General features: G+C 28.5%; 10 protein-coding genes. All 10 read left to right on the forward strand.

Annotation, left to right across the window (positions count from 1 at the left end; all coding sequences use genetic code 11):
• Window position 1 precedes the first annotated feature (1 nt).
• The 10 genes from acsn021_RS04825 (at window position 2) to acsn021_RS04870 (ending at window position 15,119) form a co-directional block, all read left to right on the forward strand.
• Window positions 2–1,597, forward strand: coding sequence for a methyltransferase domain-containing protein (locus acsn021_RS04825; protein WP_184090480.1), 1,596 nt, complete (start codon window positions 2–4; stop codon window positions 1,595–1,597).
• 16 nt (window positions 1,598–1,613) lie between these two features.
• Window positions 1,614–4,457, forward strand: a complete 2,844-nt coding sequence (locus acsn021_RS04830; RefSeq protein WP_184090484.1) for a glycosyltransferase — start codon at window positions 1,614–1,616, stop codon at window positions 4,455–4,457.
• On the forward strand, window positions 4,458–6,125 hold the full coding sequence (locus acsn021_RS04835) for a glycosyltransferase family 4 protein (protein ID WP_184090487.1): 1,668 nt from the start codon (window positions 4,458–4,460) through the stop codon (window positions 6,123–6,125).
• Between the two features lie 18 nt (window positions 6,126–6,143).
• Complete coding sequence (locus tag acsn021_RS04840; RefSeq protein ID WP_184090491.1) at window positions 6,144–7,067, forward strand: NAD-dependent epimerase/dehydratase family protein; 924 nt, start codon at window positions 6,144–6,146, stop codon at window positions 7,065–7,067.
• A 27-nt stretch (window positions 7,068–7,094) separates the two neighbouring features.
• Window positions 7,095–8,519, forward strand: coding sequence for an MBOAT family O-acyltransferase (locus tag acsn021_RS04845; RefSeq protein WP_184090494.1), 1,425 nt, complete (start codon window positions 7,095–7,097; stop codon window positions 8,517–8,519).
• A 12-nt stretch (window positions 8,520–8,531) separates the two neighbouring features.
• Complete coding sequence (locus acsn021_RS04850) at window positions 8,532–10,097, forward strand: alginate O-acetyltransferase AlgX-related protein (protein ID WP_184090497.1); 1,566 nt, start codon at window positions 8,532–8,534, stop codon at window positions 10,095–10,097.
• A 127-nt stretch (window positions 10,098–10,224) separates the two neighbouring features.
• Window positions 10,225–13,692 (forward strand): hypothetical protein, encoded by a 3,468-nt coding sequence (locus acsn021_RS04855; protein ID WP_184090500.1) that lies wholly within the window; start codon window positions 10,225–10,227, stop codon window positions 13,690–13,692.
• A gap of 22 nt (window positions 13,693–13,714) precedes the next feature.
• A complete protein-coding gene (locus tag acsn021_RS04860; protein WP_184090503.1) occupies window positions 13,715–14,068 on the forward strand; it encodes a DMT family transporter in 354 nt (117 codons plus the stop codon).
• Between the two features lies 1 nt (window position 14,069).
• Window positions 14,070–14,420, forward strand: coding sequence for an EamA family transporter (locus acsn021_RS04865; protein WP_197978596.1), 351 nt, complete (start codon window positions 14,070–14,072; stop codon window positions 14,418–14,420).
• Between the two features lie 12 nt (window positions 14,421–14,432).
• A complete protein-coding gene (locus tag acsn021_RS04870) occupies window positions 14,433–15,119 on the forward strand; it encodes a glycosyltransferase (protein WP_184090507.1) in 687 nt (228 codons plus the stop codon).

The following is a 15,119-nucleotide window of genomic DNA, read 5'->3' on the forward strand; positions in this document are numbered from 1 at the left end:
TTTGAATAAATATGATGAACCATTAGATTTAAACTCAGAGAATTCCTTATCCTTGATAATTGAACAAATTCAACCTAATACTTCTATTCTTGAATTTGGACCAGCAATGGGGAGAATGACAAAGTACTTAAGCCATAATTTAAATTGTGATGTATATATTGTGGAAATAGATAATGAAGCTTATGATTATGTTATGAATTTTGCCAAAGATGGCATTTTAGGCGATATAGAAAATTACAACTGGTTTGAAAAATTTAGAAATTTAAAGTTCGATTATATTATATTTGCTGATGTGCTTGAACATCTTGTACAGCCTAATAAAGTACTTGCAAAAGCTAGCGAATTATTAAGGCATGATGGAAGAATAATGGTATCAGTACCTAATATAGCCTATAATGCTGTAATTATCGATTTAATTAATAATAAATTTAAATATCGTAATACAGGAATACTTGATAGTACCCACTTAAGATTTTTTACTTACGAATCTTTTGAAACATTCTTTAACGATGCAGGACTAATAATTGAAAAGGAAAAAGTTGTACATTTAAATCTGGAGCACTCAGGATTTAATAATAATTATCAATCAATTCCAAGAGAACAAGCTTTATTCTTAAAAAATAGAGAGTTTGCAGATGCTTATCAGTATGTAATAACAGTTATTAAAGAAAGTTATTATAATGAAAATAAAGATAATATTACGATACAGAAAGCGATAAATACTGGATTTGCAACAATGTTAGCTTCCTTATATATTGATACTGGTTCTGGTTACAATGAAAAGGAAAAAGTCCAACAAAAATACCGAATTAATAAAGAAAATACTTTTTTAATTACATTTATATTAGAAAATTACAATGAAATTAACCAACTTAGGATTGATTTGTGTGACGATATTTGTACATTAGAAAATATTAATGTTATATCTGATGATGGTGATTTAGAAGTAATAATAAACGGTATGTTAGTTGATAATAAATATCATTTTGTAAATGAAACTGCGAGAGTATATGTAAATAATCCTAATGGTAATAATATAAATAAAATAGAAATCTCAGGTATTATTAATACACCTGAGATAAAAGATATAAAAGTTGTTTATAATAAAATATTAAATGAAATAAAAAATAACAATATCCGTTTGGAAACAATCCTTTTAGATAAACAAAGTGAAATCTTAGAAGCTTGTAAAATGTATGAAGATAAGATGTGTGTTATAAATGAACTAAATCACAATGTAAGAACTAAACAAGAAGAAATTAATAAACTAAATCAAGAACTAAAAACTAAGCAAGAAGAAATTAATAAACAAAGTCAAGAGTTAAAAACTAAGCAAGATGAAATTAATTTACTAAATCAAGAATTAATATATAAACAGAATGAAGTAATTGAGAACGTGACAAAAATACAGCATAGAGATATTGAAATAGAAAATAATGCTAAAGCTATAGATGAATACAGATTATGTACTGAACTTATGCAGAATGAATTAAACCTTAAGAATAATGAGATTGAAAGTTTGCGGATGGAAATTGATAATATGGTAAATTCATTAAGCTGGAGAGTTACAAAACCTTTTAGAAAATTTAGGAAATGACCAAGGGGGATAATGTATGAGGTTAATAAGCAAGGTGCGCTTATTACTGGTTGCATATCAAAGGACAGAAGATAAAAAGAAAATAATATCCAAGGTTTGGAAAACGTTGCTTAAAGGCGGAATCTCGGGTTTGAAGCTGACTATTTTTAGTGTTTCTACAAGACAAGATAAGAATGTTAACGATAAAATGGATATTTATGAATACCAGCAGAAAGAAGAATATCCGTGCTTAAACGCGAATAAGAACATTACGGTAATCATAGAAGTTAATGATATAAATACTGACATAACTGGTACAATAAATAGTATAAATAGTCAAATATATAATAATTATAATATTATAATTATAACACCAGTTAATTATAAAAATGTTAATGATGTTATTAACTATAGTTATATTAATTATCCAGGAGAAGTATATAATAAAGTTATTGATAATATAAATGGGGAATATTTCATAGTTATTAATGGGAGTAATATACTTCATCCTAATGCCCTTCAACAATTTGCGCAAAAAATTGAGAATATCTCAAATGCGACTGTTTATTGCGATGAATGTATTTTTGATGGGAGAGATGGTAAAAGAACTAAGTATTTTATTAAACCGGATTACTCCCCTATTTATCAATTAACCAGTCTATATATAGAACAGGGAGTCATGTTTTCGAAAGAGGTAGTAAAAAAGGCCGGTGGTTTCAATAATGAAAATATTTGTTACAGTGCTAGAATAAACGATACGGTGTTAAAAGCCCTACAATATAGTGAGTATGTAATACATATTAACCAGATACTATTACTAAGGAATAGCTTTGCTGAAGAAATTGATAAATACTACAACTTAACAGTAATAGATAATGCACTTATGCGATTAGGTCACGTAGGCAATGCTTTATTCAATGACAATAATTACAATTACAATTTTTCACTAAGTTATAAAAATCCTAAGGTCTCAATAATAATTCCAACCGATGATTTGAAATTAATACATAAATGTATAACATCTATTATATCAAAAACGGATTATCCAATATATGAGATTATAATTGTAGCTAATAAATCTGTATGTGAAAAGCTAGAGAAGAAATACAAAGATTTTTCTAAATTATCATACGTATTATTTCATAATAGCTTTAACTATGCGCAAAAATGCAATTTAGGAGCCAATGAAGCTAAAGGCGATATTTTATTATTTATGCAAGATACAGTGGTAATTAGTTATAACGATTGGCTAAAGAAAATAATATCTTGTTTTGCATTTGAACAAGTAGGAGCAGTATCGCCAAAAGTAATAAGAGAGGATAAAACCATTCGATATGCTGGTATCATTTCGGGGGGATTTGGCTTTTTCCCGATACCTTTTAATGGAGAACCCAATGTCCTCATAGAAGGTGTTAATGAACCAGCATTTTTTAGCAGAGAAGTCTCTATACTTTCCGCAACTTGTATAGCAATTAGAAAAGATTTATATACAAGGATACAAGGATTTAATGAAGTCGATACACCAGACAAGTTTTCTAATGCTGATATATCGTTCAAAGTACAAAATTTTGGTTTAAAATGTATGTACTGTGCTGATAGTATAATTGCTACTGAAAACAGCAGTTGGTATGATAGTTGGTTTAATACTGAAAGTAAATCTGCTTATATTTACTTATTAAAAAATTACATGTATTTATTAGAGAATGATCCTTATTTTACAAATGAAATGAAGTATTATATGCTAAGAAATGTACCTCATGAATATTCTTTTTATAGCAGCGGCAAAAATAAAGACAAATCAGGTTTTTCAATTTTATTAGTTAGTCATGAGTTATCACTTACAGGTGCGCCTATTGCGCTTCATTATGCTGCTAAGACGATTCGGGAATCAGGTAATTATCCTGTAGTTGTTTCGCCCTATGATGGAAAATTGAGGAGAGAATTGTTATCTGACGGAATAGATGTTATAATAGATTCTACAATTAATGGGAGCGATTTTTGGATAAAATGGGCGACTAACTTTGATTTAATCATTGTTAGCACTCTTGTTCAATACCATAGTATTGTCCAACTTAAAGACATGAAAATTCCAGTAATCTGGTGGGTTCATGAATCTAGAGAGAGCTATCTCATAGGTGCTGATAGATTAATACCTAACGAAGTAGGACAAAATATACATATTTATTGTGGGGGCGGATATGCAAAGTCGGTTATGAAAGAATTCAGACCATCTTACCGAACAGAAGAATTATTGTATTGTGTACCGGATTATGCTTCTGAAGGTAAGAAAGATTATAAATATAAACTTGATAATATTAAAGATAAAATAGTATTTTCAATTATAGGAACTATAGAAGAAAGAAAAGGGCAGGATATTTTTTCTAAAGCAGTTATGGCAATGCCTAAAGAATACATCGAAAAATGCAGATTTTTTATTATAGGTCGTAAAATAAATGATATTATCTATGACGATGTAATTAAATTAAAAAACATGTATCCAGATCAAGTGACATTAATAAATGAAGTATCCAGGGATGAAATAAGAGATGTTTATGACCAATGCGATGTTGTTGTTTGTGCTTCTAAAGACGATCCTATGCCCGTTTTTATGACGGAATGCTTAATGCTATCAAAGATTGCAATTTGTTCTGAGAATACTGGAACTGCTTCTTTGCTGCAAGATGGAATAAATGGTCTTGTCTATAAAAATAATGATTATAAAGAACTTATGAATAAAATGATATATGTTATAGATAATAATCAGTCATTGAACAAATTAAAGCAAGAGGGAAGAAACACATACGAAAAATATTTTACAAAAGAGGCTTTTGATAACAGTATTACGCAAATAATTAATCAGCTACTTAAAGAGGAAAATTAGATGAGTGATAATTTTGAAGTATTTAAAGAATTGGTAACAAAGCATAATACAAAGATAAATGATGTAATATGTCATAACTTTGATCATATTAGCGATAGATATTTTAGAGCAGGTGAAGATAATTCACTCTTTGTTTTGTGTTTTAAAGAGAAATATAAATGGATTAAAGTTATTCATAAAGTTGATGGCAATGTCAATGGCTTGCGATTAAAAATGTATTATGCCAATACTCCTCAATTGGCTTTTAATGAAGAACAATCATGTGAGCTAGGTTTTATGGATGGAGAAGAGTACACATATATATTAAAGCTATCAAACATAGGTAATGATGCTTTACGTTTTGATTTCGGATTTAAACCAATTGATTTCCAATTACAAAATTTTCAGATAGCAAAGCCCAATTTACTTGAGGTTTTAAAAGAAAAATTTCGAGTTTTAATTACTTATTTAAAGTCTATGTATAAATTCATGTATAATAATAAAATCGGGTTATCCAGGATTTTAAGGAAGATTAGAAGAGAAGGCTTTAAGAAAGCTATTAATGGTGCTAAGACCATGGCTAATGATGCATTTAAAGAAGCTAATCAGGATAAATCAAAGATTCAAGTTGTTGAGCCATATAAAGTGATGATTAAGAATGAACTATTACCTCAAAGAAAAAAAGTGTTACATTTTATTGAAAATTTTTATACAGGTGGTTCATCTAGATTAATTATTGATATTATAGAACATTATGGACATAAGTTTGAACACAAAATTTTTACTATGGCGTATCGCGGTGCTGATGAATTTCTTAATGTAGATGTTGAAGTAATTGATATTGATAATAAAAAGATAGTTAATGAAGCCTTAAATAGGTATTCACCGGAGATAATACATATTCATATATGGGAAGGTGAATGGTATCATAAAGTATTTGATTTACTAGATAACAATCATAATTATAAGATAATTGAAAATATAAATACACCTATAAATCCTATATTGAGAGGTTATGTTAATAAATATATATTTGTCAGCAATTATGTTCTTGAACAATTTCATGATAGTAAGGATAATAAAAGTTTGGTTATTTATCCTGGTTCTAATTTCGAAATGTTTACAAGAAAGCTTATAGGCGACTATTTATCGAAAAACACTATAGGAATGGTGTATCGGTTAGGATATGATAAACTAAACCAACACTCTATAGATGTATTCATAAAAACGATACAAAAAAGGCCACAGACAAAAGCGATTATAGTAGGCGGTGGCCCACAATATGATTATTATTTAGATAAAGTAAAAAAAGCGGGAGTATTAAGAAACTTTACTTTTACTGGATATGTACCGTATTTAGAATTACCTTCATGGTATGAAAAATTTACTATTTTCGTTGCACCTGTATGGAAAGAGAGTTTTGGACAAGTCTCCCCTTTTGCCATGAGCATGGGGATACCGGTAGCAGGATATCATATTGGTGCTATCAATGAGATTGTTAATAATGATACTCTACTTGCAGAGCCGGATGATTCTGACAAACTATCCGATATATTAATAAACTTGCTAGATGATTATGAAAAATGCAAGGAAATTGGAATATATAACCAGGAGCGTGCTTGGAGTAAGTTTGGTGTCAAGACAATGGTGGATGATTATGATAGGTTATATAATGAACTAACTAGATAAATTAATGGAGAATGCATAATGAAGACATGTTTAGTATTAGGAGCAGGTGGATTTATAGGGAAAAACCTATGTAAACAACTTTCTAAAAAATATCGAATAGTTGCTTACGATATTTTTAGAAGCAGTGATTTGGAAGGTATTGATAATCTGGAAATGGTAAAAGGCAATTATATAGAAACACAGGATTTCACTGAAATATTAACTGGTGTAGATATAGTATTTCATCTTATTAGTACCACAATACCATCTGAGGACACAGATAATATTGAACGCGAAATTATAGAAAATGTTGTGCCAACAGTACGTCTCCTGAATAACATGGTAAAATGTGGAGTAAAAGATATAATTTTTTTCTCTTCAGGAGGGACAATTTATGGTGAAACTGGTAATCATATTAATCAAGTATCTGATAAGTTGAATCCTATATGTAGTTATGGTGTGCAAAAAAAGACTATAGAAAGTTATCTTGAGTTTTTTGGGAGATGTCATGATATTAATTATAAAATCGTGAGAATATCTAATCCGTATGGTATCGGACAAGATCCTACGAAACCTCAGGGAGTTATTCCTATTTTCATTTATAAACTACTAAATAATGAACCAATTACTGTATATGGTGATGGAAATAATGAAAGAGATTACATATATATGGATGATTTAATTGATGCTTTACTAAAAGTTAGTGAATATAATGGAGAACAACATATTTTTAATGTTGGTTCAGGAAAAGCACATACACTACATGATATTATTGATATTATTATACAAAAATCCGGTATGAATTTTACCAATATTATATATAAGGATATCCGTAAATGTGATGTCTCAAAAACTTTGCTAGATATAGGAGAAACGGAAAGTGAACTGAATTGGGTTCCACAGGTGGATATTGAAATGGGAATATCAAAAGTTTTAGATTATTATAGTATTCGTAATATTTAAAATGGAATTTGATGGAGGAAGTAAGAAATGGTTTTTAGTTCAAATATTTTCCTTTTTATATTTTTGCCACTAACTTTATGCGGGTATTATTTACTCAATCAAAAGTTTAGGAATAGCTTCTTATTGTTAGCTAGTTTATTTTTTTATTTTTGGGGTGACCCCAAATTTATTTTAATTATGATAGTATCCATTGTATTAAATTATATTTTTGGATTACTCATTTATTACTCGCAACATAAAAGAATAAACAATAAAATTAAAAAATTAATTTTGTTCTTAGCGATCATAAGTAATCTTGGCTTGCTATTTTATTTTAAATATTTAGATTTTTCCATTGAACTTTTAAATCAGTTATTTAATATGAATATTTCCCTAAAAAACATTGCTTTACCAATAGGAATTTCTTTTTTTACATTTCAAGGTATGACATATATTATTGATTTATATTGGGAGAAAGTAACTGTTCAGAAGAATCCATTAAAAATTGCTTTATATATATCGCTATTTCCACAATTGATTGCTGGACCAATAGTAAGATATCAGGATGTAAATGAACAAATAGATAATAGGAAAGTTAGTATTGAAAAATTTTCAGAAGGAATCAAAAGATTTGTATTAGGACTTGGTAAGAAAACTATTATAGCTAACACTGTTGCATTTGTAGCAGATAATATCTTTAATCAGCCGTACAATGAGAATACGTTGGTTACTGCTTGGGTTGGGGCTTTATGCTATGCACTTCAGATTTATTTTGATTTTAGTGGCTATAGCGATATGGCGATTGGTCTGGGTAAAATGTTTGGTTTTGATTTTCTAGAGAATTTTAGTTATCCTTACATATCTAAAAGCATTACAGATTTTTGGCGTCGTTGGCATATTTCATTATCTACTTTTTTTAGAGATTACTTGTATATACCATTAGGCGGTAACCGCAAAGGGAACGTATATGTCAACTTATTTATTGTATTTTTCATGACAGGTTTATGGCATGGTGCCTCTCTTAACTTTATAGTATGGGGATTATGGCATGGAATTTTTATGTTATTGGAAAGAATAACAAGAAATTCATCTCTGTTAAAGTTTAAAATTCCAATTATAATTAAACACACTTATACATTACTAATAGTTATAATAGGGTGGGTATTTTTCAGAGCAGAAACATTGGAGTATGCTCTTGCCTATTTAGGGGTAATGTTTGGTATAGTAAAACCAGTGAATATAGGATATGACGTAATGTATTATCTAGATAATTTTGCTATATTTATTATTATAATTGCAATAATTGCGGCTACAGGTGTATTATCATATTTAGCCAATAAAATAGAAAAAAAGCATTCCAATCAACCTCTATTTAATTGTGTAAAGTTAGTATATATATCTTTACTTATGGTTATTTGTGTAATATTTGTTATGGCATCAACTTATAATCCATTTATATATTTTAGGTTTTAAAAGGAGAATATAATGTCTAATGAAAAAATAAAAAAAGTATATGGTATTTTTTCAATTATAATATTTTTAATGATTATAGTTGCTCCTCTTGTCTTTATCAATAAGAATGCAGATAAGATATCAATTGTTGAGAATAAAAAATTAGCTTCTTTCCCCCGAATTTATAATAGCGATGGTAAATTGAATTATACATTTCTTACAGAGTTTGAGTCATTTATTGACGATAATATTGGCTTTAAAGAAGATGTTGTTATAGGCGATATAGCATTAAACTATAAAATTTTTAAAAAATTAAAAGTACCAAATTTTATTATAGGTAAAGAAGAAAATTTATTTTATACAAGTGGTGGTGCGGATATTATAACGATACAAGGAAAAAATCTATTTTCAGATTCAAAATTAGAGGAATTGAGTCAAGGATTTACATATATGAAAGAATATTTCGAAAGTAAAGGGGCTGATTTCTATATTATGACCATTCCAAATAAGGAAGAGGTTTATCCTGAATTTTACCCTGATAGTATAAAAAATATTGTTTCTAAAACTAGGTTAGATTATTTGAGTGAATATATATTGAAAAGTACAGATGTTAACATATTTAATGTAAAACAAGAGTTAATAAACAATAAAAATGGTGAGATGCTATATTATAAAAATTATGACTGTACACATTGGAATATGAATGGTGCATTTGTAGGATATACAGAAATAATAAAGCAGTTAAGCAAAAAATATTCTAACTTAAAATGTTATGAGAAAGAAGATTTTGTTATTGAAACTTTAAAATCAAAAGGTGCGATATCACATTTAAGTGAGTTTAATATTCTTAATAAAGCAATGGCTTTTGATGATGAAATATTTAGTTATCATTTAAAAAAAGGATACCAGGCACAACAATCAGCGGAGATGCCAGAAGGGGTGGAAATAGATGTAAATGATAAATATTTCCATTATACAAATACAAATATAGAGAATGAACAGAGTATTCTCATTATTGGTGATTCATACATTTATTCGTTCATATTACCTTTACTAGCAGAACATTTTAGTGAACTTTATTTTGTTAATTATACTTCAGCGCAGGAATTAATGAATCTTCAAAATATAGTACATGCGGATATTGTTTTATATGAATTTGTAGATAGGGCTTTTAATGCAGATATTAGTAAAAATTTAAATTATTTTAAAGATAATAGAGTTGAAAAAACTGATATTAAAGAATTATCGATAGTTGAGGATACACCTGTTTTAAATATTGATAGCCCACTTGCTGAAAATGGTGTATTATGGATTGATGCAAATCAAATGAAACAAAGTATTATAGGCTGGGCTATTGATTCAAAAGCAGAAGCTCTAGCTAGTGATGTATATATGAAAGTAGGTGAAAGCTACTATAGAGTTAACTTTTTTGAAAGACCTGATCTGACATCCATAAAACAAGAATATTTAATGGCTGGTTTTTCGTTAGATATTCCCACAAATGAAATTATCAAAGCAGGCAAGGTTCAGTTTATTATAATTTCAAATGATGGAGTATATCAATATCAACCGGTAGAATTTATTATATCATCGAATTAATTCAAGGTATTACTATAGAAAAGCACTGACTTTGAAGAAGATAAAAACTTTTCGAGTATTCACTTACATAAAACAGTGGTAATTTGTAAGGATTATAAAATTACTTGTTAAAAGATTAGGAGAGCATATGAACGATAAGTTAGACAAAATAAAAAGCAAGATAAAAGATTATATTCCCTATAATTCAAAAGTGGCATTGAAAAGTGCAGCAACTTCATTTGTTTTAGCTTTCCTCGGCTTTTTATTGTGTTATGTTATTTTTAGAGGAGGAACTCAACCATATCATGATATAGTAGTTGGAAATATTACTTTACCAGGAATTTATAAAAATATTGACTTTTATACTTATTATACTTTTATAATTACGTATTTAATTATGTTTTTTACACTAAATAGATATTATAATAAAAAGATAATACTAAATGAAAACATTATTGAGATAAGCATGAAGTATATTATCATTGGTATATTGCCTGCATTTGCGATGTTGTTAATTAAGATCAATACGATACCAGCCTTTAATTTATCTTTTTGTTTATATCTAATAACTGTAATAGTTGGATTAAATAAAACTAAAGTGAAGAAAGATAATATCTCAAAACTTGCATCGTCATGTTTTTATATATATCTATCTTCTGCAGGTGTCTTAGCTTTAACAGATTACTATTTACCCAATGTTGCAGATAGGGGTACAAAATATTTTGTGCCATTATTATGGATTTTATTATGCATTGCAGCTTATGTGATTTATCAATTTGCTAAGGGCAAATTTAAATGTTATGAAGATATAGCAGCGGATGTTATAACATCATTTACTCAGTTAATTATTCCATTGTGCCTATTCAGTCTAATAAATACACGTTATTTTTATCAAGGAGCAGAGTATATACCGGTATATTACTCGAGGCTAAAAAAAATAACAATTGCATTAATTATTATACTTTTATTCATTAATATAATAACGTTAATAAGAATAATTTTGAAAAAAAGAAAGATAAACAGCCTATCCATCAGTACAGTTATTTCTTTTACTTCAATTTGTATTTGGGATACAGGATATAATTTAGTTATTAACACTGATCAATTCCATACAGGAGAAACAGCTATTGTATATCAACAAATCGTTGAAAAGGGACAAAAATGGGGCAGTGAGTTTGTGTCCGTTCTTCAAGGATTGGGTTTTTCTTTGTCATGGCTTAATAAGATTGTTTTTGGAGGCAAATATTCAACTTATACACAAACTCAAAGTTTATTACTAGTGATAATGGCTGTAATAACTGCATTATTACTTTATAGTATTATTGAACATAAATTTTTGATTCTTTTAATTGCTCCAATTATGCCGTTGTTTTACATGAACAGAATATTCCTCATAGCAGCAGTGTTCCTGCTTTTATTAAATCCAAGGATAATAAAGAATCCGTTTAAATGGAGCTATTATTACATTTTGACTTGTATAGTTCATGTATGGTATCAACCGACATATGGTGGAGCAGTCGCAGCTTCATTTATTCCAGTAGTAATACTTATTTGGTATAAAGCATTCAAAAATAATGATTTATTTGATATACATAACAAGAAGAATCGCTTTAAATTAGCAGCATTTTTATTAAGTGTAATTATAATTGGTGTTTGCTGCATTCCTTTACTATATAATGCAATACATTTTTTAAAAGCAAATGGATATGAAACAATGATAGGTAATGGTGTTAGCGTTTATCAAACGTTGACTTATGAACCAAATTACCTCACAGGTTTCAAATTCCTTGATATAATCATACAATTTATTTTTAAATTTGGATCTGGATTAGCAGCATTTATTATTATGCTTTATATGTTTACAAGATATGTTGTGAGGCAAAAAGATGAAATAAAATTAATACAGGGAGTAATATTAACCGTGTCAGCAACTCTTGCATATTTTTTGATGTTGCCATCTATTTTTACCAGAATAGATCCAGGTATATCAAGAATTGGTGGTACAAGTTTTATATTCTTTGGCTTTTTAGTAATTATATTAATATATATATATAGAAGTGAAATAGTATTTAAGCCCATTGCAATATTAATATGTGGTCTTTCTTTAAGTGCTTGCTTATATATGACATATCCTCCATATTTACAAATCCATCAAAAAGCGAATAGTATTGTTAACATTCCGGACGATGCAATATATGTTAAGCCAGAAGAAACAGGTCTCGATAATCTGGGGTACGCTTTTGTTCAGGATGAACAATATATAAATGAAGCCATGGTTATTAATGAGATTTGTAATTATTTATTAAAAGAAAACCAGGCATATTATGATTTTACAGATAAAAGTATTTATTATCTACTAACTGATAATAAAGTACCAGGCCTGTATGTTTCGTCAATGATAGCGGCTAATGAAGTGATACAAACAGAGGTTATAAATCAACTTCAAAAAAATGATGTTCCATTAGTATTTATTAATAAACCATTAAGATATATGGGAATTAGTGAATCGTTAAGAAGCTACAGAATTTATCGGTATTTTATGGAACAGGATTATAGGTTTATAAAATATAAGGGATGTAATTTTTTGGTAAGAGATGATATAGATTTAACACCGGTACAAGATAATATTGAATTTCTTGATGCAAATAATATCATTGGTGTCTATGATAACCTCATAGATGAATCACTATATAACGCTAATTTGTTAGAAAAATTAACGCAAGAAAATATTAGTTTCGAGAATAATATAACGCTTAACAATAAAAATATGTATATTTTCGGTAGTGATCCATATCTTGTTTTCGAGTCAAAAAGTCAAACAGAAATTGACAATATACAATTGATAGAAATTAACCTAAAAACCAAACCTATTTCAGATATTGCTGGTCAATTATTTGTTAAGACAGAAAAGATAGATCATAATGAAACAAATACAATACATTTTAATATTAAATCGAACAAAATTTTAATACCGCTATATAAGTATGATCAGTTTATGCTTGATTCAAAACTTATAAATTTAAGACTTGATTTTGATAATGCGGTAGATGGAACAGACATTACTGTTGATAGCATAAAATTGTATGCACTAGATGAAAAACAAAAAACAAATTATAATCAACAGATTGAACAAATATCAATGAATGTGACAGATAATAGACTTGATGATTCCTTTCATCAAATCAATTTAATGAATCTGCCTAGTCAATGGGGACAAAGTTTTGATCTTATGACTAAGAGATTTAAAGCAAGTGAAGTTGCTTCATGTGAACAAACGCAAGTGGAAGTAATCAATACATCAGTTAGCGTCCATTTCAATATGAATCAAATGGTACCGGGCAATTTGGGTGAATTCTTGCGACTTAAGTTAGACTACGAAGATGAAAATCTAAGAAATGCAACGTTAATTGTAAAAGGGATTGATAAGAATGGAAATAATCTTAATGAGGAGTTTCAATTTGTAACAATTAGCAGTAATCTGTTAATACCTATTGGTTCATCACCAAATTGTTTACAGGCTACAGAAATTACAGGCTTTGAAATAATATTTGCACCTGAAAAAGACCCATATAAAGTTAAGATTGAAGAAGCTCAAATGTATCAATTAATAAAATAAGTTAATAAAAACTGGAGATGAAATGAAAGTTAATAAAAAAGAATTATGTTTAGGTATAGTTATAATAATTTTATCATCATTTTCAACATGTATTGGCCAGTTAATGTGGAAATTATCTACGGATAATGATACTTTATGGCTATACCTGATTGGTTTTGTTTTTTATGGTTTAGGAGCTTTGCTTATGATAATTGCATTTAAATTTGGAGAATTATCAATATTGCATCCTATGATGAGTATCGGTTATATATTATCTATTTTTATTGGGGCCACAATACTGCACGAAGCTATTACATGGAATCGAATTCTCGGTATAGGGGTGATTGTATTAGGAATGTTTTTTTTAGGACACAGTGGTATGAAAGGAGAAGGTTGAAATGAATATTTTAATCCTTTCTATTTTAATTTTTATTATGACTGTTTCAGGTACTTTTGGAGCATTATTTTTTAAACGTGCTATAAATGGAAATGATGAAAAAATACAACTTATTAAGCTTATACTATCGCCTTACTTATATATTGGGGGGGCAAGTTATTTGTTAGGTGCATTCTTAAATATATATTTGCTCCGATTCATGGATTATTCAATATTATATCCAATGACATCACTTACATATATCTGGACTATGATAGTTTCTTATAAGGTACTAGGTGAAAAAATGAATAAATACAAGATACTTGCTGTTTTCTTTATTATAGCAGGAATCATAATTTTAAATATAATGTAAGGGGACAACAAAATGACAGTAGGATTATGTTTAATTACGTGGAATGAAATGACAGGCTGTAAGAATGATATACCTCAAATTGATAAAACTAAATTTGATCAAGTTTATTGTATAGATGGTGGAAGTACAGATGGAACTGTTGAATATTTGGAAAGTCAAGGCATTAAAGTTTATAAGCAGACAAAAAAAGGTTTAAATCAAGCATGTATTGATGGTGTTAATTATTGTACTTGTGATGCTTTTGTTTTTTATCATCCGAAAGGAACTATTCCAGTAGAAGATATATACAAATTTAGAGAGCTTTTTGAAGAGGGCTACGACTTTGTTGTAGGAAGTCGAATGATGAAAGATTCGTATAATGAAGAAGATAGCAAATTAATACGACCTAGAAAATGGTTTGTGCTAGGAATGGGGTTATTAGCAAAGATATTATTTAAACGAGAAGGTAATACAATATGGGACACCCTTCACGGATTTAGAGGTATGACGGTAAAAACGTTCAAAATGCTCAAAATATCAAACTTTGATCCTTCCATTGATATAGAAATGGTATGTCGTAGTTATAAATATAAAGTAAAGCGTATTGAATTTCCAACTCAAGAAAGACCAAGGTTAGCAGGCGAAACACATTTTAAAGCATTTCAAACTGGTAAAAAATTATTAAAATATATATGGTGGGAAATGAGAAGAAAGGGTTAA

It is taken from the genome of Anaerocolumna cellulosilytica, assembly GCF_014218335.1.
Classification (GTDB): domain Bacteria; phylum Bacillota; class Clostridia; order Lachnospirales; family Lachnospiraceae; genus Anaerocolumna; species Anaerocolumna cellulosilytica.

What these genes read in the sequence shown, in the direction of transcription:
- acsn021_RS04870 (WP_184090507.1), top strand. Translation starts at nt 14,433, where the DNA reads ATGACAGTAGGATTATGTTTAATTACGTGGAATGAAATGACAGGCTGT.
- acsn021_RS04845 (WP_184090494.1), top strand. Translation starts at nt 7,095, where the DNA reads ATGGTTTTTAGTTCAAATATTTTCCTTTTTATATTTTTGCCACTAACT.
- acsn021_RS04850 (WP_184090497.1), top strand. Translation starts at nt 8,532, where the DNA reads ATGTCTAATGAAAAAATAAAAAAAGTATATGGTATTTTTTCAATTATA.
- acsn021_RS04860 (WP_184090503.1), top strand. Translation starts at nt 13,715, where the DNA reads ATGAAAGTTAATAAAAAAGAATTATGTTTAGGTATAGTTATAATAATT.
- acsn021_RS04865 (WP_197978596.1), top strand. Translation starts at nt 14,070, where the DNA reads ATGAATATTTTAATCCTTTCTATTTTAATTTTTATTATGACTGTTTCA.
- acsn021_RS04840 (WP_184090491.1), top strand. Translation starts at nt 6,144, where the DNA reads ATGAAGACATGTTTAGTATTAGGAGCAGGTGGATTTATAGGGAAAAAC.
- acsn021_RS04835 (WP_184090487.1), top strand. Translation starts at nt 4,458, where the DNA reads ATGAGTGATAATTTTGAAGTATTTAAAGAATTGGTAACAAAGCATAAT.
- acsn021_RS04855 (WP_184090500.1), top strand. Translation starts at nt 10,225, where the DNA reads ATGAACGATAAGTTAGACAAAATAAAAAGCAAGATAAAAGATTATATT.
- acsn021_RS04830 (WP_184090484.1), top strand. Translation starts at nt 1,614, where the DNA reads ATGAGGTTAATAAGCAAGGTGCGCTTATTACTGGTTGCATATCAAAGG.